At 72.0% G+C, this 24,572-nt stretch carries 22 protein-coding genes and 1 tRNA gene; 9 read left to right on the top strand and 14 right to left on the bottom strand.

Annotated features, from left to right (window positions below; genetic code table 11):
* Positions 1-35: 35 nt before the first annotated feature.
* The 4 genes from OG928_RS22625 (at position 36) to OG928_RS22610 (ending at position 4,911) form a co-directional block, all read left to right on the top strand.
* Positions 36-1,064 carry a mechanosensitive ion channel family protein gene (locus OG928_RS22625; protein WP_406286645.1) on the top strand — a complete coding sequence of 343 codons (1,029 nt, stop codon included), beginning with the start codon at positions 36-38 and terminating at the stop codon, positions 1,062-1,064.
* 213 nt (positions 1,065-1,277) lie between these two features.
* Entirely contained in the window at positions 1,278-2,807 is a 1,530-nt protein-coding gene (locus OG928_RS22620; RefSeq protein WP_406286643.1) for an SDR family oxidoreductase, read from the top strand.
* 48 nt (positions 2,808-2,855) lie between these two features.
* Complete coding sequence (locus OG928_RS22615) at positions 2,856-3,242, top strand: globin (protein ID WP_406291131.1); 387 nt, start codon at positions 2,856-2,858, stop codon at positions 3,240-3,242.
* Positions 3,243-3,285: 43 nt separating this feature from the next.
* Positions 3,286-4,911, top strand: coding sequence for a glycoside hydrolase family 13 protein (locus OG928_RS22610; protein WP_406286640.1), 1,626 nt, complete (start codon positions 3,286-3,288; stop codon positions 4,909-4,911).
* Between the two features lie 47 nt (positions 4,912-4,958).
* Here the strand turns inward: OG928_RS22610 and OG928_RS22605 are convergent, their stop codons facing one another.
* The 8 genes from OG928_RS22605 to OG928_RS22570 all read right to left on the bottom strand — a co-directional run bounded on the left by OG928_RS22605 (position 4,959) and on the right by OG928_RS22570 (position 15,184).
* Positions 4,959-5,606, bottom strand: a complete 648-nt coding sequence (locus tag OG928_RS22605) for a hypothetical protein (protein WP_406286638.1) — start codon at positions 5,604-5,606, stop codon at positions 4,959-4,961.
* Positions 5,603-6,043, bottom strand: a complete 441-nt coding sequence (locus OG928_RS22600) for an acyl-CoA thioesterase (protein ID WP_406286636.1) — start codon at positions 6,041-6,043, stop codon at positions 5,603-5,605. Before OG928_RS22600 ends, OG928_RS22605 begins: the two co-directional genes overlap by 4 nt.
* A 130-nt stretch (positions 6,044-6,173) precedes the next feature.
* The gene (gene ettA / locus OG928_RS22595; RefSeq protein WP_406286634.1) at positions 6,174-7,838 is read right to left on the bottom strand and encodes an energy-dependent translational throttle protein EttA; all 1,665 of its coding nucleotides are present in this window, start codon (positions 7,836-7,838) and stop codon (positions 6,174-6,176) included.
* Positions 7,839-8,363: 525 nt separating this feature from the next.
* Positions 8,364-9,776, bottom strand: coding sequence for a Cys-Gln thioester bond-forming surface protein (locus OG928_RS22590; protein WP_406286633.1), 1,413 nt, complete (start codon positions 9,774-9,776; stop codon positions 8,364-8,366).
* A gap of 538 nt (positions 9,777-10,314) precedes the next feature.
* On the bottom strand, positions 10,315-10,785 hold the full coding sequence (gene ssb / locus OG928_RS22585) for a single-stranded DNA-binding protein (RefSeq protein ID WP_406286630.1): 471 nt from the start codon (positions 10,783-10,785) through the stop codon (positions 10,315-10,317).
* 240 nt (positions 10,786-11,025) lie between these two features.
* Positions 11,026-12,693 (bottom strand): GTPase, encoded by a 1,668-nt coding sequence (locus OG928_RS22580; protein ID WP_406286628.1) that lies wholly within the window; start codon positions 12,691-12,693, stop codon positions 11,026-11,028.
* The gene (locus OG928_RS22575) at positions 12,690-14,075 is read right to left on the bottom strand and encodes an ATP-binding protein (protein WP_406286626.1); all 1,386 of its coding nucleotides are present in this window, start codon (positions 14,073-14,075) and stop codon (positions 12,690-12,692) included. Before OG928_RS22575 ends, OG928_RS22580 begins: the two co-directional genes overlap by 4 nt.
* Positions 14,076-14,131: 56 nt before the next feature.
* Positions 14,132-15,184, bottom strand: a complete 1,053-nt coding sequence (locus OG928_RS22570) for a Gfo/Idh/MocA family oxidoreductase (protein ID WP_406286623.1) — start codon at positions 15,182-15,184, stop codon at positions 14,132-14,134.
* A gap of 161 nt (positions 15,185-15,345) precedes the next feature.
* Between OG928_RS22570 and OG928_RS22565 the strand changes: the two genes are divergently transcribed.
* Positions 15,346-15,418, top strand: a tRNA-Arg gene (locus OG928_RS22565).
* Between the two features lie 527 nt (positions 15,419-15,945).
* Here the strand turns inward: OG928_RS22565 and galK are convergent.
* From galK to galT, 3 genes are read right to left on the bottom strand one after another with little or no spacing between them, the layout of a single operon-like run.
* The gene (gene galK / locus OG928_RS22560) at positions 15,946-17,055 is read right to left on the bottom strand and encodes a galactokinase (protein ID WP_406286621.1); all 1,110 of its coding nucleotides are present in this window, start codon (positions 17,053-17,055) and stop codon (positions 15,946-15,948) included.
* The gene (gene galE, locus OG928_RS22555; protein ID WP_406291129.1) at positions 17,052-18,017 is read right to left on the bottom strand and encodes a UDP-glucose 4-epimerase GalE; all 966 of its coding nucleotides are present in this window, start codon (positions 18,015-18,017) and stop codon (positions 17,052-17,054) included. The genes galK and galE overlap by 4 nt, the downstream gene beginning before the upstream one ends.
* Positions 18,018-18,022: 5 nt before the next feature.
* Positions 18,023-19,120 carry a galactose-1-phosphate uridylyltransferase gene (gene galT, locus OG928_RS22550; protein ID WP_406286619.1) on the bottom strand — a complete coding sequence of 366 codons (1,098 nt, stop codon included), beginning with the start codon at positions 19,118-19,120 and terminating at the stop codon, positions 18,023-18,025.
* A 167-nt stretch (positions 19,121-19,287) separates the two neighbouring features.
* Between galT and OG928_RS22545 the strand changes: the two genes are divergently transcribed.
* Positions 19,288-20,094 carry a DeoR/GlpR family DNA-binding transcription regulator gene (locus tag OG928_RS22545; RefSeq protein WP_406286617.1) on the top strand — a complete coding sequence of 269 codons (807 nt, stop codon included), beginning with the start codon at positions 19,288-19,290 and terminating at the stop codon, positions 20,092-20,094.
* Positions 20,095-20,250: 156 nt separating this feature from the next.
* The gene (locus OG928_RS22540) at positions 20,251-20,610 is read left to right on the top strand and encodes a hypothetical protein (RefSeq protein ID WP_406286615.1); all 360 of its coding nucleotides are present in this window, start codon (positions 20,251-20,253) and stop codon (positions 20,608-20,610) included.
* A gap of 32 nt (positions 20,611-20,642) precedes the next feature.
* On the opposite strand, the gene OG928_RS22535 is transcribed toward OG928_RS22540, so the two are convergent.
* Positions 20,643-21,395, bottom strand: coding sequence for a protein phosphatase 2C domain-containing protein (locus tag OG928_RS22535; RefSeq protein WP_406286612.1), 753 nt, complete (start codon positions 21,393-21,395; stop codon positions 20,643-20,645).
* 292 nt (positions 21,396-21,687) lie between these two features.
* On the opposite strand from OG928_RS22535, the gene OG928_RS22530 reads away from it, so the two are divergent.
* Entirely contained in the window at positions 21,688-22,653 is a 966-nt protein-coding gene (locus tag OG928_RS22530) for a pirin family protein (protein ID WP_406286610.1), read from the top strand.
* A 178-nt stretch (positions 22,654-22,831) separates the two neighbouring features.
* Here OG928_RS22530 and OG928_RS22525 read toward each other — a convergent pair whose 3' ends face one another.
* Together OG928_RS22525 and OG928_RS22520 are read right to left on the bottom strand one after the other, a co-directional pair.
* Positions 22,832-23,569 (bottom strand): Mut7-C RNAse domain-containing protein, encoded by a 738-nt coding sequence (locus OG928_RS22525; protein WP_406286608.1) that lies wholly within the window; start codon positions 23,567-23,569, stop codon positions 22,832-22,834.
* A gap of 66 nt (positions 23,570-23,635) precedes the next feature.
* A complete protein-coding gene (locus OG928_RS22520; protein WP_406286606.1) occupies positions 23,636-24,184 on the bottom strand; it encodes an N-acyl amino acid synthase FeeM domain-containing protein in 549 nt (182 codons plus the stop codon).
* Between the two features lie 208 nt (positions 24,185-24,392).
* On the opposite strand from OG928_RS22520, the gene rpmG reads away from it, so the two are divergent.
* Entirely contained in the window at positions 24,393-24,557 is a 165-nt protein-coding gene (rpmG, locus tag OG928_RS22515; protein WP_020550670.1) for a 50S ribosomal protein L33, read from the top strand.
* Positions 24,558-24,572: the final 15 nt, after the last annotated feature.

Below are 24,572 nucleotides of genomic sequence, written 5' to 3'. Positions count from 1 at the left end.
TCGTTGTCGTCCGCGCCGCCCGAAAGGTCTCGTACGTGTCCGTGCACGTCCCCGGAATCCTGCTGTCGCTCGATGCGGCGGAGGACGACGGCAAGGTGTCGTCCTGGTTCGACCGGCACGGTGAGTCGCTCGTGGTGACCCCCATCCGGATCCTCGTGATCATCCTGGTGGCGCTGATCCTGCGGGCGATCACCCGGAAACTGATCACGCAACTGGTCGGCCGGATGGCCAACAGCGGCACGGACAGCAGCGGGCGACCGGTCACCGGCTTCCTGCTCAACGCCGAGCGGCGCCGGCAGCGCGCCGAGACGGTCGGCTCGGTCCTGCGCAGCGCCGCGTCGTTCGTGATCCTGGGCATCGCGATGCTCATGGTGCTCGGCGAGTTCAAGCTCAATCTCGCGCCGCTGCTGGCGAGCGCGGGCATCGTGGGCGTGGCGATCGGCTTCGGCGCGCGCAACCTGGTGACCGACTTCCTGTCCGGGATGTTCATGATCCTGGAGGACCAGTACGGGGTGGGCGACCTCGTCGACGCGGGGGCCGCGACCGGCACCGTGGTCGAAGTGGGCCTGCGGATCACCAAGCTGCGCGATGTGGACGGCACGGTCTGGTACATCCGCAACGGCGAGATCAAGCGGATCGGCAACAAGAGCCAGGGCTGGGGCACGGCCAAGGTGGACGTGCAGGTCGGCTACCACGAGGACGTCGAGAAGGTCCGCGCGGTGATCGGCTCGACCGCCGAGGCGCTGGCCGAGATCGAGCCGTGGAACGAGCGGGTGTGGGGCTCGGCGACGGTGGTCGGCATGGAGGCGGTGACGCCCGACGCGGTCGTCCTGCAGGTCCAGATCAAGACCATGCCGGGCCAGGAACTCCCGGTCGCCCGCGAACTGCGGGGACGCCTCAAGCGCGCCTTCGACGACGCGGGTATCCGAATCAGCGAACCGATCGCCAGTGCGGTGGGGCCTGCGGCGAACGAGGCAACCACGCCGCCCCCGCCCGACCCCGCCCCCGTCCCGGTATCACCGCCCCCACCCCCGCCAACCCCGCAGGCCCCCGGCGCCCCCTGACCGACCCACCCCCCACTCCGGCCTCAAACGCCGGCCGGGCTGATGTACCCCGGCCTCCGGCCGAGGGGTGGCCTCAAACGCCGGCCGGGCTATGAATAGCCCGGCCGGCGCTTGAGGCGAACCAGCCCGGCCGGCGTTTGAGGCCAACCAGCCTCGCCGGCGCTTGAGGCCAAACAGCCCCGCCGGCGTTTGAGGCGAAGGTGTTTGGGGCCGATGCGGCGCGTCCACCGGAGGGGTTTGCCCGGCTTCGGGGAGACTGGTCACGTGGATGCCCCGCTGTGTCTGGTCACCGGCTCGACCGGCTACCTGGGTGGCCGACTCGTGCCCGAACTGCTGGCCGCAGGCCACCGCGTCCGCTGCATGGCCCGCACGCCGGACAAGCTCCGCGACCACCCCTGGGCCGACCGCGTCGAGATCGTCCAAGCCGACGCGCTCGACCCGGACGCGGTCCGCCGGGCCCTCGACGGCGTCGACGTGGCCTACTACCTGATCCACGCCCTCGGCACCGGATCCCACTTCGGCGACACCGACCGCGAGACCGCGCGCACCTTCGCCGGCGCCGCCGAGGCCGCGGGCGTAGGCCGGATCGTCTACCTCGGCGGCCTCGGCCCCGCCGCCGGATCGGCGGCCCGCGACTCGTCACCGCACCTGCGCTCGCGCGCCGAGGTCGGCGAGATCCTGCTCGCGTCCCGGGTGCCGACCGCCGTGCTGCGCGCGGCGGTGATCATCGGCTCGGGCTCGGCGTCGTTCGAGATGCTGCGCTATCTGACCGAGCGGCTGCCCGTCATGGTCACACCTCGGTGGGTCACGTCGCGGATCCAGCCGATCGCGGTCCGGGACGTGCTGCGCTACCTCGTCGGCTGCGCCGCGCTGCCGGCCGACGTGAACCGGGCCTTCGACATCGGCGGCCCCGACGTGCTCACGTACGAACGGATGATGCAGCGCTACGCGGTCGTGGCCGGCCTGCGGCGCCGCCGGGTGGTGCCCGTACCGCTGCTCTCGCCGTGGTTGTCGAGCCACTGGGTGGGCCTGATCACCCCCGTGCCCGGCAGCCTGGCCCGGCCGCTGGTCGAGTCGCTGCGCACCGAGGTGGTGTGCCACGAGCACGACATCGCGCGCTACGTCCCCGACCCGCCGCAGGGCCTGACCACCTTCGACCTCGCGCTCGAACTCGCCCTCAAGCGCATCCGCGACGCGGACGTGGCCACCCGCTGGTCCTCGGCGGGCACCGCCGGCGCCCCGAGCGACCCGCTGCCGACCGACCCGGACTGGTCGGGCGGCACGCTGTACGAGGACGTCCGCGAATCGGACGTGCCCGCGAGCCCGGCCGCCCTGTGGCGGGTGATCGAGGGCGTCGGCGGCGACAACGGCTGGTACTCGTGGGCGCTCGCGTGGTCGGTGCGCGGATGGCTGGACCGCTTCGTGGGCGGGGTCGGACTGCGCCGGGGACGTCGGGATCCGCATCGGCTCCGGGTCGGCGACTCGCTCGACTTCTGGCGGGTCGAGGAGGTCGTCCCCGGCGAGCTGCTCCGGCTGCGCGCCGAGATGCGGCTGCCGGGCCTGGCCTGGCTGGAGTTCACCCTCACATGCGAGAACGGGCGGACGCGCTACCGGCAGCGCGCGCTGTTCCACCCGCGGGGCCTGTTCGGCCACGCGTACTGGTGGTGCGTGTGGCCCTTCCACGGCATCGTCTTCGGCGGCATGCTCCGGGGCATCACGCGGGCCGCCGCGCGATCCGACTGAGCCGACTCGTCTCGCAGGGCCGTCTGGGAGGATGGAGGCGTGACCGAGATGCGAGAGCCGGAACCGAGTCTCTACGAGGCCGTGGGCGGCGAGGAGACGTTCGCCAAGCTCGTGCACCGCTTCTATCAGGGCGTGCGCGAGGACCCGCTGCTGCGCCCGATGTACCCGGAGGACGACCTCACCGGGGCCGAGGACCGGTTGCGGATGTTCCTGATGCAGTACTGGGGTGGTCCGCGCACGTACAGCGAGCAACGCGGCCATCCCCGGCTGCGGATGCGGCACGCCCCGTTCGCGGTGACCGAGGAGGCGCGCGACGCGTGGCTGCGACACATGCGCGCCGCCGTCGACGACCTCGCGCTGCCGGCCGAGCAGGAGACCACCCTGTGGGACTACCTGACCTACGCCGCGCAATCGATGGTGAATCGGCTCGACTGACGGGGAAACAGCCACACCGGGAGCGATCCGACGGAGGCGGTCGATGGCACGTGGTTGGTGGCGCGACGCGGTCCTCTACCAGATCTACGTACGCAGCTTCGCGGACGGCAACGGCGACGGGGTCGGCGATCTGCCCGGCGTGCTGGACCGCCTCCCGCATGTCCGGGACCTGGGCGCGGACGCGATCTGGCTGAACCCGTTCTACCGCTCGCCGATGGCCGACGGGGGCTACGACGTCGCCGATCCGCGCGACGTGGATCCCCTGTTCGGCACCCTCGACGACGCGGACCGAGTCTTCGAGCGGGCGCACGACCTCGGCCTCAAGGTGGTCGTGGACATCGTCCCGAACCACACCTCGCACCGGCACACGTGGTTCGTCGCGGCGCTGGCCGCGGGGCCCGGCTCGGCACAGCGCGCGCGCTTCCTGTTCCGCGACGGCCGCGGCCCCGGCGGCGCCGAACCACCGAACAACTGGCTGTCCCAGTTCGGCGGCCCGGCGTGGACCCGGATCACCGAGCCGGACGGTTCCCCGGGCCAGTGGTACCTGCACCTGTACGCGCCCGAGCAGCCCGACCTGAACTGGCGCAACCTGGAAGTCCGTTGCGAGTACCTGTCGATCCTGCGCTTCTGGCTGGACCGCGGCGTGGACGGCTTCCGGGTCGACGTCGCGCACGGCCTGGTCAAGGCGCTCGGCCTGCCCGACGTGCCCGCCGGCGTCCCGCAGGGCTGGGAGGGCCGGCTGGGGCATCCGCTGCCCTACTGGGACCAGCCCGAGGTGCACGACGTGTACCGGACGTGGCGCAGGCTGCTCGACTCCTACGCCGACCCGGACGCCCGGATCGGGGTGGCGGAGGCGTGGGGGCCGCAGGGCGACCGGCTCGCCGCGTACACCCGGCCGGACGAACTGCACCAGGCGTTCAACTTCCCCTACCTGACCGCGGGTTGGGACGCCGCCCGGCTGCGCGCGGTGATCGACGACACGCTCGCGACCGCGGCGACGGTCGACGCGCCCCCGACGTGGGTGCTGTCCAATCACGACGTGGTGCGGCCGGTGACCCGCTTCGGCGGTGGCCGCGGCGGTCTGGACCGGGCCCGCGCGGCGGTGCTGCTCGAACTCGCGCTGCCCGGCTCGGCCTACCTGTACCAGGGTGAGGAGCTGGGCCTGCCGGAGGTCGAGGACCTGCCCGCCGAGCTGCGCGAGGACCCGGTGTTCGTGCGCTCGGGCGGCGCGCTGCCGGGTCGTGACGGGTGCCGGGTGCCGATCCCGTGGGCGGGGCAGTCCCCGCCGTTCGCGTTCAGCACGCACTCCCGGGCGTGGTTGCCGCAGCCCGAGGCGTGGGCGGGGCTGACGGTCGAGGCGCAGCGGCGCGAAGCGGCCTCGACCCTCGCGCTGTACCGCGCCGCGCTGCGAATCCGCCGCGAGCACCCCGCGCTCGGGTCGGGTCCGGCCACGCATCGCCTGGACTGGCACGAGCAGGGCGTCCCGGCCGGGGTGCTGGCGTTCGCGCGGGAGCCGGGTTTCGTGTGCGCGGTGAACCTGACCGGCGGGGCGGTGCGCGTGCCGCCGTACGGCGCGTTGCTCCTGTCGTCGGGCCCGGTGGACCCGGTCGACGGCGACCGGGTCGTGCTGCCGGCCGACACCGCGGCCTGGTGGTCCACCGGCGGCTGACCCGACGGGGTGCTCACGGATCGGTCGAGTCGGTCGGGTCAGTCGGGTCAGCGTGTGAAAAGCAGCCCCGGTGCGCCCGCGCGCCGGACCGACACCGACCCGTACGGCGCTTCGAGGCGCAGCCAGGACCCAGCGCGCAGTACCTCCACCCGGGCCTCGGCGTCCGGCGGGCCCAGGAAGCCGAAGACCTGCGCGGCGTGCGCGGCCCGCAGCGGGAGCCGGTCGGCGATCGGGCGGGACCAGATCGCGCCCGCGATCCGGTCGAAGTCGGCGCGCGGCATGCCGGGTTCGGTCTCCGCACGGAACTCGGCCACGCCACCGGCGACGGTGCGGGCGACGTCGAGCACCGCGAGCTCGGCGATCCGCTCCCAGCCGGTGCGCGGTGGCAGCATGCCGACCCAGCCGGGGCCGGTGACCGACGCCGGTACGGCCACGCTCGCGTCGTCGGCGATCGCGTCGAGCAGCTGCCCGGCCGACACCGTCGCGTCGAGGGAGGCGGGTTCGGCCAGCTCGCTCGCGCGGAGTGTGATCACGCCCTCGGCCGCCTCGCCGAACGGCGGGTGGCCGAACGTGCCCAGCACCGACCCCTCGGCCCGCACGCGCACCGCCGCCCGGCGGTCGTAGCGGAGCAGCCGGGTCAGGTAGCCGCCCAGGTCCGCGGCGGCGGCCTGGTCGGCGAGTCGCAGCACGGTCATGACGCGACCGGCCGCCCCGCCGGTTCGTCCTGCGGTTCCAGGAAGCGCTCCAGATAGGCGCGCTCGTCCCCGTTCAGCCGCCGGGGGCGCTGCTGCTCGAGCGAGTAGGGCACGAGCACGGACGTGGCCTTGGCGTACACCTGCTCGTCGTCCTTGACCTCGTACGCCAGGGTGAAGCGCGCGGCGCCGATCCTGGTCACCCACGTCTCCACGCGGACCGGTTCGGACCGCCACACCAGCGGCCGCTTGTAGTCGATCTCGTGGCGCGCGATGACCACGCCCTCGGAGAGGGACTTGGCCCCCTCGCGCTGACCGAGGGTGAACATCATGTCCACACGCGCCTCCTCCAGGTAGCGGAGGTACTGCACATTGTTGATGTGCCGGTAGGCGTCCATGTCGGACCACCGAAGCGTCGCCTGGTAGATGTGCCTGGCCACGTGCCGAGCCTCTTCTCTCCCGGGGGTGGCCGGGTATGGGTGCCGTCGGCCGCCCGATCGGCCGCGCACGTCACGGTGGCCTGCCGTATGCGGACATACGACAGGCCACCGGCGACGCCGCGACTGTGGGTCAGTTGCGCTTGAGCTTCTTGTACGTCGCGCGGTGCGGGCGGGCCGCGTCCGCGCCGAGGCGCTCGACCTTGTTCTTCTCGTACGACTCGAAGTTGCCCTCGAACCAGAACCACTTCGATTCACCCTCGTAGGCGAGGATGTGCGTGGTGACCCGGTCCAGGAACCAGCGGTCGTGCGAGACGACCACGGCGCAGCCCGGGAACTCCAGAAGCGCGTTCTCCAGGCTGGACAGGGTCTCGACGTCGAGGTCGTTGGTCGGTTCGTCGAGCAGCAGCAGGTTGCCGCCCTGCTTGAGCGTCAGCGCCAGGTTGAGGCGGTTGCGCTCACCACCGGAGAGCACACCCGTGGGCTTCTGCTGGTCCGGCCCCTTGAAGCCGAACGCGCTGACGTACGCCCTGGAGGGCACCTCGACGTTGCCGACCTTGATGTAGTCGAGGCCGTCGGAGACGACCTCCCACAGGTTCTTCTTCGGGTCGAGGCCGCCACGCGACTGGTCGACGTAGGAGACCTTGACGGTCTCGCCGACCTTGATGTTGCCCGCGTCGGGGGTCTCGGAGTCGATCAGCATCTTGAACAGCGTGGTCTTGCCGGCGCCGTTCGGACCGATGATGCCGACGATGCCGTTGCGCGGCAGTGTGAACGACAGGTCGTCGATCAGCAGCTTCTCGTCGAAGCCCTTGCTGAGGTTCTGCACCTCGACCACGACGTTGCCCAGGCGCGGACCCGGCGGAATCTGGATCTCCTCGAAGTCCAGCTTCCGCATCTTGTCCGCCTCGGCGGCCATCTCCTCGTAGCGGGCCAGGCGCGCCTTGCTCTTGACCTGGCGGCCCTTCGCGTTGGAGCGGACCCACTCGAGCTCGTCCTTGAGCCGCTTCTGCCGCTTGGCGTCCTTCTGCCCCTCGACCTTCAGGCGGGTGGCCTTGGTGTCGAGATAGGTGGAGTAGTTGCCCTCGTAGGGGTGCAGGCGACCGCGGTCGACCTCGCAGATCCACTGGGCGACGTTGTTCAGGAAGTACCGGTCGTGGGTGACCGCGACGACGGTGCCGGCGTACTTCTCCAGGTGCTGTTCCAGCCACTGGACGCTCTCCGCGTCGAGGTGGTTGGTCGGCTCGTCCAGGAGCAGCAGGTCGGGCGCCTCCAGGAGCAGCTTGCACAGCGCCACCCGGCGCTTCTCGCCGCCGGAGAGGTTCACGATCGGCCAGTCGCCGGGCGGGCAGCCCAGCGCGTCCATGGCCTGTTCGAGCTGCGAGTCGAGCTCCCAGGCGTTGGCGTGGTCGAGCTGGTCCTGCAGCTCGCCCATCTCCGCCATCAGCGCGTCGGTGTAGTTGGTCGCCATCTCCTCGGCGATGGCGTTGAATCGCGCCATCTTGCCCTTGATCTCCTTGACGCCGTCTTCGACGTTCTCCAGGACGGTCTTGGTTTCGTCCAGCGGAGGCTCTTGGAGCAGGATTCCGACGGTGTAGCCGGGGGACAGGAACGCGTCGCCGTTGGACGGCTGTTCCAGCCCGGCCATGATCTTCAGAACGGTCGACTTACCCGCGCCGTTCGGGCCGACGACGCCGATCTTGGCTCCCGGCAGGAAGCTGAGCGTCACGTCGTCGAGGATCACCTTGTCGCCGTGCGCTTTACGCGCCTTGCGCATGGTGTAGATGTACTCAGCCATGCGTCCAAGCCTATGGTCTTGCGGGCAGTGCCTCGTGCATGGGTGCCCGGAGGGCGCGGGGGATGGGGTGGGTGGGTGCCTGGTCGACCCGTGGGTCGCGTGGGACGGATCGCTCCCGGCCGGGCTGCGGTGTCCTCAAGCGCCGGACGGGCTGGGGGATGCCCGAGCCGCGGCGCTGGGCGGCCTGCGGCCCGCCGTCCTCAAACGCCGGACGGGCTGGAATGGTGCCGACCTCAAGCGCCGGACGGGCTGGGGTGGGCCGCCGCGCCGCCACCGGCCCGCGGCCGGCTGTCCTCAAGCGCCGGACGGGCTGGGATGGTGCCTCGTCCGTGTTGGCCTCAAAGGCCAGACGAGCTGCCGCGCCCGAGGCAAGCCCTTCTCAGCCCGTCCGGCGTTTGAGGACGGCGGGCCGCAGGCCGGCCGGCGGCTCGGGGATCTCACCGCGGCGGGGCGTGGGGAGGGCCCCGGTGCGCTGGGTGCGTACCGGGGCCCTCCTTGGTGTGTCAGCTCAAGGCGTTGCCTTTATCAGGCGGTGGCGCCGTTCGAGCCGTTGCGGCGGCGGAGGGTGTAGAACACCAGGCCGCCACCCACGAGGACGAGCGCGCCGGCGCCGCCCAGGATCGCGGGGGTGTTGCTGCCGTCACTGCCGGTCTCGGCGAGGTTCGGGCCCTTGGGGTTCACCGGGGCCGGCGCCGTCGGCTGCTGCGTCGTGCCACCGGTGCTGCCACCGGTCGTCGTCTCGGTCTTGCAGTCGAGGGTGCCCTCGAAGGTCTTGAGGACCTTGCCGGCCTCGTCCTTGACGACGATCTTGTACGCGGTGTCCTCGGCGACCTTGACGAGCTGGGTCACGGGCACACCGGGCTTCACCGAGATCTTGGTGTCGCCGATGGTGCCGTTGAAGGGCTGGTCACCCTTGTTCGTCACGACGACCTCGACGCCACCGGCCGTGCACTGCTCCTTGGCGTTGAACGCCGGAGCCGCGCCCTTGGCGTTCCACTTGGCCGTCGACTCGTCGCTGACCTTGACGTTCTCCTGGCCGACCGCGATGAGCAGCTGACCGGGCTTGACGCCCTTGAAGACTCGGCCGGCGTCGATGTTCGCGCTGCCCGAGACCTTGAGCTTCGCCTCGCCCTTGTCGGACCCCTCGGCGGGCTTGACCCACAGCTTGTCGCCGTCGCCGACCTTGCCGTTGGAGACGGCGCCGTCCTTGTCGACGAGCTTGGCGCCCGCGGCACCGCTCAGCGCGGCGGTGATCGCCTTGCCGTTCGCGCTCGTCGACACCGTGAACGGGCCGACACCGGGCTTGTCGGAGGGGCTGCCGCTGACTTCCTCGGGGTCGAGCTTGAGGGAGATCTTCGGCTCGTTGCCGTCGTCGGACTTGGCGTTCTTGACGAGGTAGTCGTAGAGCTTCTTGACGTCCTCGTTCGTCTCCTTGGCCGTGTCGATGTCGGCGCCATCGCTCATGTGCCAGATCGCGGCCTGGGTCGCGGCCCCCGCCTCGTTGGCCTCAAGGCCGGCGATGCCGGTGGTGGCCTTCAACTGGTCGACCGACTTGGTCGGGAACGAGTTGGCCAGGATCCACTTGAGCTTGGCCTTCTTGTCGGCCGGGACGTCCTTGTCGGACAACCAGGTGCCGCCCCACGGCGATTCCTTGTAGTTGTCCGTCGTCTTGTGCAGCAGGTCGATGCAGTAGACCTTGATGGTCTCGCCGCCCTCGAGCTGCAGGTTGAAGAAGCCGGCCTGGTGGACACCGCTGATCGGGCCCGAGCCCTTGAGCGCGACGGAAAGGCCCTGGTCCTTGCCGAAGCCCTTGAGCGCGCCGCTCACACCGTCGGCCTGAGCGATCCCGGAGAACCCGATCACGCCGGCCGCCGCAAGACCCGTCGCTACGGTCAGGGCCGACAGACGGGTGGCCATCCGCCCGGGTGCACGGAACATGTGGTGGTCCCCTCGAAAGAATGTAAGCAGACTCGTGTCGCAACACACTCTCGCGGCGACCCCGAGTAAAGAACGTTCGAATAGTAGGAGAGATCGCCCCGCCCACCGCGACCCGGGGTACGGATCTGTTTCACATTCTTTACCCGGGGGGAGGATCCGCTTCGAGAAGTCCAATTCGAATATCGGGAAGTCGACAAGTCCGCGACGTATATAGCGGACTTTGGCGGTACCCAAGCCACAGTTCGGCCGATCACCGGCCTATATTCACTCTTGACTTGTCAATGTTCGCATCCGGATGAACCGGATCTTCCGCCCCAAAGGTGCTTTCTCCGGCACTTTTCCCGACCTGATTCGCTTCTTTCCGGACATCTCCCGCAGTCGATGACCGTTCCGACCGGGTTCACCGGATTCAGTTCGGCTCGGGCCGGCACCGCTCGTCACAATTCTGTTTCAGAATCCCGTCGGAAAGCACCGAGTATTACACCGGACTTCACCAACAATGGGCTTTCCCGAGCATCCGGGCGCGCCTCGCATCAATTCATGCCGCCTCCTCCGCGACCGCCGGCACGCTCGCGGCCTCGATCGCGAGCGAGCCCTGCTCACCCACCGGACCCGCGTCCGCCGAGCCCTCGACGACGATCAGCCTGGGTGGTCGGCCCACCCGCCGAAACTCCGCCACCCCCCGCGCGAGGTCGTGTCCCACCGACGCCGCGTCGATCTCGGTCACCGTGAACCAGCGGCCCTCCCGCTCCCATTCACGCACCCGCAACCGGCCCGTGACCACGAGCGGATCGCCCTTGTCGATCGAACTCGTCACGTTCTCCGCGAGCCCCCGCCAGCACGCCACCGTGTAGAAGGACGCGTCCCCCGACACCCACTGCTTCGTCTCCCGATCGAAGCGGCGCGGCGACACCGCCAGCCGAAACCGCGCGAGCGGGACGCCGGCCTGGGTCATCTGCACTCGGACGTCGCTCGCCGCGTTGCCGACCACCGTCACGTACGTGTCCACACTTGCCTCCGTGAGTCGCCGGCGTGCCCCGCAACAACGCCGTCCGCCCTCGACGATCCGGCACCCGGAGGCCACCGCCCGGCGGTACGTCGCCGGCTGTGGACAACTCGGCGCCTGTGGACAACGCGTTCACTCACGCAGGTGACACGGACCCCCACGTGGGGGACACCGCCTCCACGACACCGCCTCCACGACACCGCCTCCGCGACACCGGCCTCCGACACCGGCCCCACCCCCAACTCACCCCGCTCCCCCACCCCATCCCACTCCCTCGCTCCCTCCCGGGCCCTCCCGGGCCGCCACAAAACACCCGTGCGCCTCCCGATACCGATCCAGCTCCGCCTCCGCCGGCCCCACCAGCAACCGATCCGCCGCGTCCCGCACCCGCCCCCGCAGCGCCGCCCCCACCTCGTCCACCCGCCGCACCGCCGCCGCCCGCGCCTCCCGACGTCCGAACCACGCCCCGACCCCGACCGCCACAAGCCCCGCGAACACCACCCACGACGGCCCCGGCACCCCGAACCACCGCACGACCGGCACCCCCGTCAGCGCCGACACGGCGCCGGCCGACCCCACCACGACCGCGACCAGCCCCACCCACTGCACCCCCGCCGCGATGCGCGCCCCGACGGTCGGCGGCGCCGGCTCCGGCACACACTCGGCCCCGCCCCCGGCCGGCCCGTCCTCCATCCGCCCGGCGTCCAACTCCCCGGGCAACCGCCGCAGCCCCTCCGCCAACACCCGATGCACCCCGCCCTGCCACGCCATCGGCAGCCCCTCCGTCAACGTCGCCCCCGCCCGCCGAATCGCCTGCTCGGCCCGATGCACCTGCACCGGCGCGGGCCGCACCGCCACCCGCCGCGCCCGCCGCCACAACGGCCCGACCGGCGTCCCCGGCCCCTCCCCCGCGGCGGCCGCCACCACCGCCACCCCGGCCGCGTCGCACAGCCCGTCCACGAGCGCGTCGCGATCCCCCGCCGTAAACGCGTCCACACCCGGCACCGCGCCCGCGAAACAGCGACCCAGCCGCTCCGTCAACGCGTCCACGTCGGCGGAAAGCCGGGCCACCGGCGCCTCACCGTTCCCGGCCGCGGCCACCACCACCCGCCGCAGCTCGGCAATCCCCAGCCCGGTCTCCGGCGACGTCGCCAACACCCGTACCTCGGCCAGCCCGTCCGCGGCCAGCAACGCGCGCACATCGGTCAGGCACGCCGCGAGGTCGCCGGGCGGCAGCCGGTCCGCGTGGTTGAGCACGACGGTCATGCTGCGCCCGTGGTGGTGCAGCGGACGCAGGTAGCGGTCGTGCACGAGGGCGTCCGCGTACTTCTGCGGATCGAGCACCCACACGATGTGGTCCGCGACCGCCACCACCGCGTCCACCTCGTGGCGGTGCGCGAGGTCGATCGAGTCGTGGTCGGGCAGGTCGAGCAGGACGAGGCCGGCGGGCATCTCGCCGCGTCGCGCGTCCAACGAACCGTGCCTGGCCACCCGGTTCGGCGGCTCGACCCCGATCAGGTCCAGCAGCGGCGCGGCGCCGTCCGCATCCCACGCGCACGCGAGCGTGGTCCGCGTGGTCGGCCGCCGTGCCCCGGTCTCCGCCAGCCGAAGCCCGGTGAGCAGGTTGAACAACGACGACTTGCCGCCCCCGGTGGCGCCCGCGAGCGCGACGACCGTGTGCCACGTCGCCGGGCCGAGCCGGGTGTCGGCATGGCCGAGCAGATCCTCGACGGCGGCGAGATCGGCCGCCGGCAGGCGATCGCGGGCCAGCGCCGCAGTCCGGTCGAGCGCGACCAGCCGAGCGAGCAATCGGCCGGACTCGGCGCTGCAGGCCGCGTGCCGCGCGCGCCGCAGGGCGAACCGGTCGACGTGCCGGTCGAGGTCCCGGTCGAGGTGACGGTCGGCGGTCACGCGCTCCTCCGCACCACGTCGAGCGCCTCGATCAGCCCGGCGCCGACCCGCCCGTCCGGCGCCTCCACCACGGCGAGCCGCCGGGCCCGCTCGCCGTCGAGCGCCGCCGTGACGTCACGCCGCAGCCCCCGCCGCACCTCCAGGATCAGCCGCGCGGCCCGCTCGGCCCCGATCCGCGTACCGAGCCGCCCCGCCGCCTCCGGCCCGATCCCCGGCCCGGCCCCGGACCCCGGACCCACGCCACCGACCGCCGCGATCAACGCGAGATCCTCCCCCACCCACGCGAACGGCGCGGCCCCCACCCGCCGCACCCCGCCCTGCGGCAGACACCCCAGCGACCGATCCGCACCCCGCGCGAACGCGTCGGCCACCAGCGCGTCCAGGCTCGCCCGAACCGCCCGCGCGGTCCCCGCCGCGTCCCCGTCGCACCAACACGTCACCGCCGCGCCACGCAGCAGCGAGCCGTCGTCGAGGGCCTTGAGCGCCCACCGCGACGTCGTCGCGTAGGCCCGATCCACGCACGCGCGAACGCGCCCCGCCGCCTCGCACTGCCGCGTCACCGCCTGTGCGAGCGGCGGCACCCGCCGATCGAGGCTGTGCAGCAGCCCGCCGAGCGTGCGCCGGACGACCGCGGCCCGCGCGTCCGGATCCGCGGCGCGCGCGGCCAGCCAGGTCCGGATCGGTACCACGTTGCGCTCGGGCAGACCGGTCCCCGGCGCGGTCTCCGCGATCGGGTACAGCGGCACGTCGCCGAGTCCCGCCCGGCGCAACAGCCCGACGAAGTCGGGGCGTACCCGGTCGAGTGCTTCCGGCGGCACCCGGTTCAGCACGATCACCAGCCGCGTGTTGCGGTCGTGCGCGAGCCGGAGCAGGTGCCACGGCGCCGCGTCGGCGTAGCGGGACGCGGTGGTGACGAAGATCCACAGGTCGGCGGCGCCGAGCAGGCGCACCGCGACGCGTCGGTTGTCGGCGGACACCGAGTCGATGTCGGGTACGTCGAGGAACGCCAGCCCCGGCGGCACCCGTTCGTCCAACCGCAGCTCGATGCCGCGCTCTCGGGCGAACCAGTGCCGGTCCCCGGAGCGACACACCATGACCGGCACGCGCGTGGTCGGCCGCAGTGCGCCGACCGCGGTGACCTCCCGACCGACCAACGCGTTCACCAGCGCGGACCGCCCGGCACCGGTGGACCCGCCGACCACCGCGAGCAGCGGCGCGCGCGGCACCGCGAGGCGCGGCAGCACGTAGTCGCCGAGCTGGTCGATCAGCTCACGACGAGCCAGCCGCGCCTGGACGGCACCGGGCAGGTCGAGCGGGAAGCACGTCGCCACGACCTGTTCCCGCAGGTCCGCGAGAGCTGCGGACAGGCGGTCGCTTCCCATGATCACCACGAGCGCCCAATGCCCGAATTGTCCGCATTCTCAACGCGTTCCCCGCGTCACAGCGCGACGGTCACTCCGTCGGCGGACGACCGTCGCGCCGCCTCGATCGTCTCCAGGACGGTCACCGCCTCCTCGATCCGCACCGGCGGCTCACCCGCACCGCGCACCGCGCGCTCGATCGCGGCGTAGTAGTCCTGGTACGCGCCGGGCTCGGTCTCGACCGGCTCGACGGCGCCGGGCGTTCCGAGCACCCCCCACGCGTCGGGCCCCTCGGTCCCCCACCCGGGCGTACCGACGTCCGCGCCCGCCCGCAGCAGCTCCTCCTGCGGGTCCATGCCGAACTTCACGTACGACGCCTTCGACCCGAGCACCCGAAAGCGCGGCCCGAGATCGGCCGCCGTCGCACTCATCCACAGGTGCGACCGCACACCGCTCGCGTGCGTAAGCGCGACGAAGCTGTCGTCGTCCACGAGCGCCCCGGCCCGACGGGTGTCCAGTTCGGCGTACACGTGCGTGGGCCGCCCGAAGAGCGCCACGGCCTGGTCGATCAGGTGCGTGCCGAGGTCGTACAGGATCCCGCCCAACGCCTCGGGGTCGGCCTGCTCCTTCCAGCCCTCGGTCCGGACGTCCGGCCGCCACCGCTCGAACCGCGACTCGAAGCGGTACACGTCGCCGAGCCGGCCGTCCCCGACCAGGCGCCGCACGGTCTTGAAGTCACCGTCGAACCGCCGGTTCTGGTACACCCCCAGCAACCGCTCGTGCCTCGCCGCCGTCGCCGCGAGCGCACGCCCCTGCGCGGCGGTCCCCGCGAACGGCTTGTCCACCACCACGTGCAGCCCCGCCTCCAGCGCCCGCGTCGCCAGCGGCACGTGGAACCGGTTCGGCACGGTGATCACGACGAGATCGAAGTCACCCGCGCGGGCGAACATCTCGTCGGTCGTCCCGATCACGTCCGCACCCGGATGGCGCTTGCGCGCGTCGGCCTGCCGATCGGGATTCCCGGTCACCACGGCGACCAGTTCAAGCCCGTCGACGGCCTCGACGACCGGGGCGTGGAACGCCGAGCCCCCTACGCCGTAGCCGACAAGTACAGTCCTTGTGGGACCCACTGAGCCTCCCTCTGTCCGTTTCGGGCCTTCTCTGATCACATTCTGGCCGCCAACTGCGTCTGATCAGGTAACGGTGACCACCGGAACGTCGGTGAGGCATGCACACGGCCCTATTCTGTTGTGCCGCGACCGGATCCAGTGCAAGATCCTGATTCGCCCACGCCCTCGTAGCTCAGTGGACAGAGCAGGTGCCTTCTAAGCACTTGGTCGCAGGTTCGAGTCCTGCCGGGGGCACAGCCACGCCGCCGTCCGCCGCCCGCACCCCCGGGCGGCGTCCGCGCAGGTCAGAGTAGGTATCACCAGACATGCCGAAGCGCCGGACCACCCGCCGGGTGAATCGTCGGGGATCCGGCGCTGTCCGGCTGTCACCGGGGTTATCCGGGTGGCTGCGCCGAATACGCGGCGAAGTTTTCTCCGGCCATGGATAGCGCCGCTTCGATGCGCTTGTGCGGGTCCGCTTCGTGGCCGGAAATGCACAGAGCGTAGGCCGTGAGCAGAGCGGCAACGCTGTTCCCCGCCCACACAACCACCTGCGCGGGCGGCCCGCGGCATTCGGCCACTCGGTAAGGCGGGTGTGCCGCAGGTCCTCCATCCTCTTACCGCGTGGCCAAGCGAACTGCTCGGGTGGCGGCACAGGCTTGCGCGCGCCGCCCCATGCCCGCCGGTAGACGACTCCGGAGGGCGGGCCGGTGCCGCCGGCTCGGCGCACGGCACCGCGGGTCGGCGCGCGACCGCAGTCGTGCGCCGACCCACGGGGGTGTTCAGTCGACCCGGCGTGCGCCCGCCGACGGAATCGCCCCGAAGAAGCGCGGGGCCGTGAAGCCCCGGGCCGCGAAGGACTTCTCGACCGCCTCCGCGACCGCGTCGCAGCGGTCCGCGGCGGTCAGCGCGATCACCGAGCCGCCGAAGCCGCCGCCGACCAGGCGCGCGCCGAGCGCACCCGCGGCCAGCGCGGTGTCCACGGCCGTGTCCAGTTCGGCGCACGAGATCGTGTAGTCGTCGCGCATCGACGCGTGCGACGCGGTCAGGTCGGGGCCGATCCCCCGGACGTCGCCGGCCCGCAGCGCCGCGACGACCCGCAGCACCCGCTCGTTCTCGGTCAGCACGTGCCGCACGCGGTTGCGCAACGGCCCCGCCGGCAGCGCCGCGAGGGCCGCGTCCGCGTCGTCCACCTCGCGCAGCGACGGTACGCCGAGCAGCCGCGCCGCCTCCTCGCACGAGGCCCGCCGGTCCGCGTACCCGCCGTCCACCAGCGCGTGCTTGGCCCGGGTGTCGATCACCAGCAGGCGCAGGCCCACGCCCTCGCAGTCGAACGGGACATGGCTGCCCGTCAGGTCCCGGCAGTCCAGGAAGAACGCGTGCCCCGCGGTACAGCACAGCGACGCCATCTGGTCCAGCATGCCGACCGGCACGCCGACGAAGTCGGTCTCGACGCGCTGCGCGATCCGCGCCAACTCGACCCGCGAGCAGCCCAGTTCGTACAGGTCGTTCAGCGCGAGCGCGACCACGCAGGACAGCGCGGCCGACGACGACAGGCCCGCGCCGACCGGCACGTCGCTGTCGATGTGGATGTCCGCGCCGCCGATGTCGTGGCCCGCGTCTCGCAGCGCCCACAGCACGCCCGCCGGGTAGGCGGCCCAGCCGGACAGCGCCCCGGGCGCCAGGTCGGCGACCGCGACGTCGACCGATTCGCTCCCCGCGTGCGTCGACGCCAGCCGCAGCCGGCCGTCGGCCCGCCGCCCGACCGAGGCCCGCGCGGTGTGCGGGGTCGCCATCGGCAGCACGAACCCGTTGTTGTAGTCGGTGTGTTCGCCGATCACGTTGACCCGCCCCGGCGCCGCCCACACCCCCTCGACCGCGAACGGGCTCACAGCGCCGCCTCGCCCTGCCGCAGGAACGACCACGCGTCGGCCACGATGTCCTCCAGGGAGGTCCGCGTGGGCCGCCACCCCAGCACCTCACGGGCCCGGTCGGCGGAGGCCACGAGCACGGGCGGATCGCCCGCCCGGCGCGGCGCCTCGTGCGCCGGTACCGCGCACCCGGTCACCGTCCTGATCGCGTCCACGACGTCGCGGACCGAGAAGCCGACCCCGTTGCCGAGGTTGCACACCAGGTGCCCGGTCGCGGCGCCGCCCTCGGCCGTCGCGTCCAGCGCTAGCAGGTGCGCGTCCGCGAGGTCGGCGACGTGGATGTAGTCGCGCACACACGTCCCGTCGGGGGTCGGGTAGTCGGTGCCGTACAGCGCGACCGAGCCGCGCGTCCCGTGCGGCACCTGGAGGGCCAGCGGGATCAGGTGGGTCTCGGTGGCGTGCCGCTCGCCGTACCGCCCGTACGCGCCCGCGACGTTGAAGTAGCGCAGACTCACCGCGCGCAGCCCGTGCGCACCGGCGTACGACGAGATCAGCTGGTCGACCGACAGCTTCGAGGCGCCGTACGGGTTCGTCGGCGCGCACGCCGCGTCCTCGGTGATCGGCGAGACGTCCGGCGCGCCGTACACCGCGGCCGTCGAGGAGAACACGAGGCGGGCGACGCCGTGCGCGCGCATCGCGTCGAGCAGCGCGAGCGAGCCGCCCACGTTGTTGTGCCAGTACTTCTCCGGGCTGGTGACCGACTCGCCGACCAGGGAGGAGGCGGCGAAGTGCAGGACCGCGTCGAACGACGGGTCCAGGTGCCGCGCGGCGTCCTGTACCCGGCCCTCGACGAACGCGGCCTTGTCCGGGACCGCGTCGCGGTGGCCGGTGGACAGGTCGTCGAGCACGACCACGTCGTGCCCGGCCGCGACGAGATGCGCCGCGACAACGCTGCCGACGTAACCGGCGCCGCCGGTGACCATGAGCTTCATACGCCGACCTCCCGCAGTCGTGCCGCCGCGGTCTCCGGCGGCACATCGCTGATGAACACGCCCATGCCGGACTCGGTGCCGGCAAGGTACTTCAGCTTGCCCGGTGCCCGGCGAATCGAGAAAAGCTCCAGGTGCAGCGCGAAGTCGACGCGCCCCGAGCGGACCGGCGCCTGCTGCCACGCCGAGATGTACGGCGCGGGCTCGCCGTCGAAGAGCCGGTCGAAGCGTCGCAGCAGGTCGAGGTACATCCCGCCGAACTCGGCGCGCGCGTCCTCGTCGAGCCCGGTCAGGTCCGGCACCCGGCGATTCGGGTACAGGTGCACCTCGTACGGCCAGCGCGCGGCGGCCGGCACGAACGCCGTCCAGTGCTCGCCCGTCGCCACGATCCGCGAGCCGTCCGCGCGCTCGGCGGCGAGGATGTCGTCGAACAGGTTGCGGCCGGTGCGGTGCCGGTACGCGGCGGTCGAGCGGATCATCGCCGCCGTGCGCGGGGTGACCATCGGGAACGCGTAGATCTGCCCGTGCGCGTGCGGCAGCGTGACGCCGATCTCCCGGCCGCGGTTCTCGAAGCAGTACACCTGCTCGACCCCGGGCAGCGCGCCCAGTTCGGCGGTGCGGTCGGTCCACACGTCCAGGATCAGACGCGCGCGCTCGGGGGTCAGGTCCTTGAAGGACGCGCGGTGCTCCGGCGTGAAGCACATCACCTCGCACCGGCCGTCGGCCGGACGACGCGGGAAGGGGCCGCCGTCCGGCGTGGTCGCGACCTCCGTGCCGGGTTCGCTCCCGGCTCCCGACAGCGACGGGAAGCGGTTCTCGAAGACCACGACCTCGTAGTCGGCCTCCGCGACCTCGGTGGCCCGCTCGGGCGTGGACGGGCACAGCGGGCACGCGTCGGCGGCCGGCAGGTGGGTCCGGGTCTGCCGGTGCGACGCGACCACGACCCATTCGTCGAGCAGTCGGTCGTAGCGCAGCTCGGACCCGCTGACGACGGGGTCGAGCGCCCGGGTGTCGACGGCGGTGCGCACCGCGTCGTCCCGGGTGTCGTAGTAGACGATCTCGCGACCGTCGGCCATGACGGCCTGCGTCTTCTTCATGATGCTCATTTTGCGAAGCTTTCCAAATCTTGTCAATGAGAAAGTCATGAGAAAGCACGGAACAGTCGACCACCCGGCCGTGGGCCCGCTGTCTTCCCGGGTCGTCGCAGCCACCACCGCATCCTGTGGTTTGACAAGTTTCGGAAAGCATCCGCAAGATGCTGCCCATGCCTGACGAAGACACCGACGGTCTCCCCGCCGAGGGCCGCCGCGCCCGGATGGCCGCGACGATCGCGGACCGCGGCTTCGCCAAGGTCACCGACCTCGCCGAGGCGTTCGGCATCTCGCGCGTGACGGTCCGGGCCGACCTGGAGGTCCTGGAGCGTCAGGGCCGACTGCGCCGGGTCCGCGGCGGCGCGATGTACACCGGCCGCGATCCGCGCGTCGAGCCGTCCTTCGAGGAGGCGCTGACCGCGGCCTCGCCCGCGAAGACGCTGATCGGGCGGGCCGCCGCCGCCCTCGTGTCGCCGTCCGAGAGCGTGGTCCTGGACGTCGGCACCACCACCACGTTCGTGGCGCGCGCCCTGGTGGACCGGGACGAGCTGCGCGACCTCGTCGTGTTCACCAACGGGCTGACCATCGCGCTGGAGTTGGAGCGCGCGATCCCGCGGTTCTCGGTCGTGGTCACCGGGGGCACGCTGCGCCCGTTGCAGCACTCGCTGATCAATCCGCTCGGCGAGCACATCCTGGAGCGGATCCACGCCGACACGGTCTTCCTCGGCTGCAACGGCGTGCATCCCACCGGCGGCATCACCAACGTCAACCTGCCCGAGGCCGAGGCCAAGCGGGCGATGCTGCGGGCGGCGGGCCGGCGGGTCGTGGTCGCCGACGGCTCGAAGCTGGGCCGGATCGAACTCGCCGCGGTATGCCCGCTCGCCGACATCGACCTGCTGATCACGAGCGCGCCCGCCGACCCCGAGACGGTCCAGGCGCTGCGCGACGCGGGGCTCGAGGTCCTGATCGCGCAGGCGTGAACCGCCCACGGGGCGGCGGGTGTCGGGCCGGATCGAGACGGACACCCGGGCCCGCCCTCGGACGGGGACGCGGCTCGTGGTGGTGCCGTAAGGAAGCGCTCAAGTGAGTAGTTGTACGGATGTCCGCTCCGGGGCGCCGCTCATAGCGTGATCCGCATGGGAAACAGGGATTCCGCGCGGCAGGGTGAGGGCGGCAACGGGTTCGCGCGAGCGGTGGCGTTCGTCGTCGGCTTGTTCGTGTTCGTCGTGGTCGCGATGATCGACCTGTTCGTCCTGCTCGGCTACGGCGGGGCGGCGGAGTCCTGCGCCGACGAAGCGTGCCGGTCCTGGTACGACTCCCGGGCGCCGTGGACGCTCGGCCTGTTCGCCCTCAGCTTCGTCGCCACGCTCATCGGCCTCGAACTGACCAAGCGCCTCGAACGCCGCCGCTTCGCGATCGGCCTCCCGATCGTGGCCGTCGGCCTGGCCCTCCAGGCGGCCGGCCTGTCCCTCTTCCAGGGCGCCCCGGCCACGTGACCGGCCCGGCCGGCCGCGTCGACGGCACGGCTTCAGCGGCCGAATTGGGTGCACAGGGCGATGGTGGCGTCGTCGTGCCGCTTGCCCCGGTAGGTGCCGGCAGGGGTTTGCAGTTCGGCTGCGCGGACGGCCTGGACGGCGGCGACGGGGCCGCGCTTCTCGACGTGGTCCAAGAGCCCGCGCCACTGCCAGTCGTAGCGGTCCACGAGGCGTGACATCCCGTCCGTCATGACCGCGGCGCGATGGACGTCGTCGACCGGAAGGGAGCCCGTGAGCGCGTGCTTCGCCGCCTCGGGGTCGGTGCTCGCCACCCAGAAGCCGCCGGGTTGATTGCGCATGTCCCGGATGATCTCCGGGGTGTACCCGGGGAGGTTCGCGAGCGCGTCGTCATTGATCACGTGGACCTCGCCACCGGTCGTCTCGATCACGACGGGCGAGTCGCACAGGACCAGGTAGTCGAGGGTTTCCGCGCGCACCCGCAGCAGCGCGACCGTGGTCGACGGGCTGTTCGGATGGGTGAGGTCGCACGTCTCGGCGTGCAGTTCGCGCAGTCCCGCGATCCCGTCCGCGAGGATGTCGGTGAGCGGGGCGCCGTCGTCGGCGATCAGGCGGGCCGCGAGCCGGGCCGCCAGGCGGCTCACCACCCACGGGACATCGTGGACGCAACCCGTGGGGAGTCCGTTCGCGGTGGCCCCGTCCAGGACGATGACGAAGTGCTCGCCGGCCACGACGCAGTCGTCGTTGATGTCACCGGGCTGGGCTTCGCTGATGTGACTGACCTGCATGGTCTTCCTGCCTACTCGGGAACCGCGTACGCGTGCCGAGGAATGCCTCGACCCCTCAACCCTCACAGGGACCCACCATCAGTCGCGAATGCGCTCGGGTCCGGGTGGGTGACCGTCGTCAGGCGGCGGGACGGGCCGCTCCGGCGAGGAGGGGGCGGACCTGCCGGGCGGTCGGTTCCATGGCGGGGCGCAGGTCGCGAGGGTCCAGGCGCGCCGGTTGGCTGTGGCACGGCAACTCGGTGGCGTGCGGGAGGCTGGGGCCTGCGGGGCCCGTCCGCGTACCGTTGGCGGCATGAGCAACCTCGATACCAAACCGACTCTGACCACGTGCGGAGGGCGGGCCGATGTCCCGGCCGAGCCGGTGCGCGAGCTGCTGAAATCGCGCGACGTCAAGCTCGGCGAGAGCCACATGGTGCGACGCCTGCTGCCGAGCCTGGGCAGACGGATGATCGGCGCGTGGTGCTTCGTGGATCACTACGGCCCCGACGACATCGCGGACGCGCCCGGCATGCAGGTCCCACCGCATCCGCACCTGGGCCTGCAGACCGTGAGCTGGCTGCGCGAGGGCACCGTGCTGCACCGGGACAGCCTGGGCAGCCTCGCCACCGTACGACCCGGCGAGCTGGGCCTGATGACCTCGGGACGGGCCATCTCGCACTCCGAGGAGTCCCCGCGCGAGCACGCCAGGCTGCTGCACGGCGCGCAGTTGTGGGTCGCGCTGCCGGACGCGCACCGGGGCGTGGACCCGCACTTCGAGCACCACACCGAACTGCCGGTGGTCACCGGCGGCGGGCTGACCGCGACGGTGATCATGGGCGGCCTGGACGGCTCGACCTCGCCGGGCACCGCGTACTCCCCGCTGGTCGGCGCCGACCTGACCCTGGCCCCGGGCGCGGACGTGCGGCCGCCCCTGGAACCGGACTTCGAGTACGCGGTCATGTCGATGTCGGGCGAGGCCGAGGTGGACGGCGTGCCGCTCACTCCGGGCGGCCTGCTGTACCTGGGCTGCTCGCGCACGGAGCTGCGTCTCCGCTCCGCGAACGGCGCGGACCTGATGCTGCTCGGTGGCGAGCCGTTCGCCGAGGAGATCGTCATGTGGTGGAACTTCGTGGCCCGCACGGGCGAGGAGATCACCGCGGCGCGCGAGGCATGGGAGAACGGCTCGGACTTCGGCACGGTCCACGGCTACGCCTCCCCGCGGATGGCTGCGCCCACGCTGCCGTCCACGCCGTTGCGGCCACGGGGTCGCGTTCGCTGAGCCGTCGCACGTGGCGGCCTGCGGCCCGTTGTCCTCAAACGCCGGACGGGCTGGATCGGCTTTCGTTCGCGGGCGCCGGACAGGGTCGGTTGGCTTCCATGTCCTCAAACACCGGACGGGCTGGATTGGTGCCGGGCGGGCTTGTGGGTGCCGGGCGGGCATGTCCTGACCGTAACCGTCAGCGCATGCCCGCAACCGTGCGTTGTGCCACGGCCACGATTTCGTCCAGGTGGCCGCCGTGTGCGCCGTGCCAGTACACCCGGTCGCACACCCGGCAGCGCGCGAACGCGTCGACCCGGTCGAGGGTGCCCGCCTCGACCTCCGACTCGACCTCCTCGCGGGTCGCCGTGCGCAGTTCGCCGTTGCACGCGGTACAGCGCGTCCAGGGCGCGAGCGAAAGGGCGAATCGGTGCAGCAGGTCGTCGAGTTGGGCATCCGCCCGGATCCCGTACACGTACGCGCCGAACCACAGGTTCTTGCGGCGGAGCAGGCCGCGGTCCTGGGTGAGCAGTACCCGCCGCTCGGCGTTGGCCTGGATCACCAGGGTCGGGTCGTCGCAGTCGTTGTGGTAGGCCGTGTCGATCCCGACCAGGCGCATCCGCCGGGCCAGCGCGCCCAGGTGCACGTCGAGCAGGAAGCGCGGCGCCTCGTCGGCGAACTCCGGGATGGCCTGCGGGCGTTGGACCGGGAACACGTCCACGACCTCGCCGCCCACGGGCCGGTGGCCGGGCTCGACGTCGCGGCCGTCCACGACCAGGCGGCCGACCTCGGGCAGCGGTGGACCGGCCGATTCCACGAGGTGGCCGACGGTCGAATCGCCGTCGGCGGAAGCGGTCACCGGCATCCCACGCAGGCGCGGTGGCAGGAATTGTTGCAACTCGGCGGGGATCTGAAGGAGCACGTCCGATCGGTTCACCGGGTCAGCATCCCATCGGGCACGGCCGCCGCGCGCACCGTTTATCGACCGTCGGGCCGGGCGGCGTCAGCCCACCAGCGTCGGCACCGTGACTTCCCACCCGCGCGGCTCGATCAGCTCGCAGGCGCGCGCGTCGGAGGTCGCCAGGTCACCCGCGACCAGCAGCGCGTCCAGGTCGAGACCGGCCAGCGGCGCGGCCGGCGACACCGGCTTACAGCCGAGCCACCCGTACAGCCGGACCAGCTGCGGCAGCGCGATCCCGGCGACCACGTCGGCGTCCCACGTCTGCCGGGCCGCGAGCACGCCGGCGTGGATCAGCACGGCGAGCACTTCGAGCGAGCGGGCGCCCGGTGCCACCACGAGTCTGGACACGAACAGGAAGCCGCGCGGATCAGTGGGCAGGTACCGGGTCAGCTCCGGCGTGAAGTAGGGGTAGGGCGCCCCGTCGGCGGCGTGGTGCAGGGTGGCCCGCGCCGATCCGATCGGCCGCCCGCCCTCGTACGCGAGCAGGACGAGCCCCGCGTCGTCGTGCGCGTCCCAGTCCGCGCCGGGAAAGCCGTATCGCTGCCGCAGCCCGACCACATCGCCGCGGGCCCGCCCGTCGCCGCGCTGCACCAACGCTTCGACGCCGACCTCACGCTCACCACGAACGGCACGAAGAATCGGTCGGCATTCGGGAGTGATGTCCATTCGGTGCCAACGACCGAGGGAATACCGAGGTCACCCGCGTTGGGCCGACCGAGTGCGGGCGGGTGGAATATCCGGCCGCCCGCCCGCCTTCAAGCAGCCACGAGGCAGACTTCGGAACTTCCAGGAGGCGTCCATGGCTCGCAACGAGCTTCGTCCGATCGTGAAGCTTCGGTCCACCGCCGGGACCGGTTTCACGTACGTGACCCGAAAGAACCGCCGCAACGATCCGGACCGGATGACACTGCGCAAGTACGATCCGGCCGCCGGAAAGCACGTGCTGTTCCGCGAAGAGCGATAAACACACCGTGCCGCG

The organism is Embleya sp. NBC_00896 (assembly GCF_045207785.1).
Lineage (GTDB): Bacteria > Actinomycetota > Actinomycetes > Streptomycetales > Streptomycetaceae > Embleya.
The sequence above is the reverse complement of the archived record's forward strand: the minus strand, read 5'-3'. Positions and strand labels throughout refer to the sequence as shown.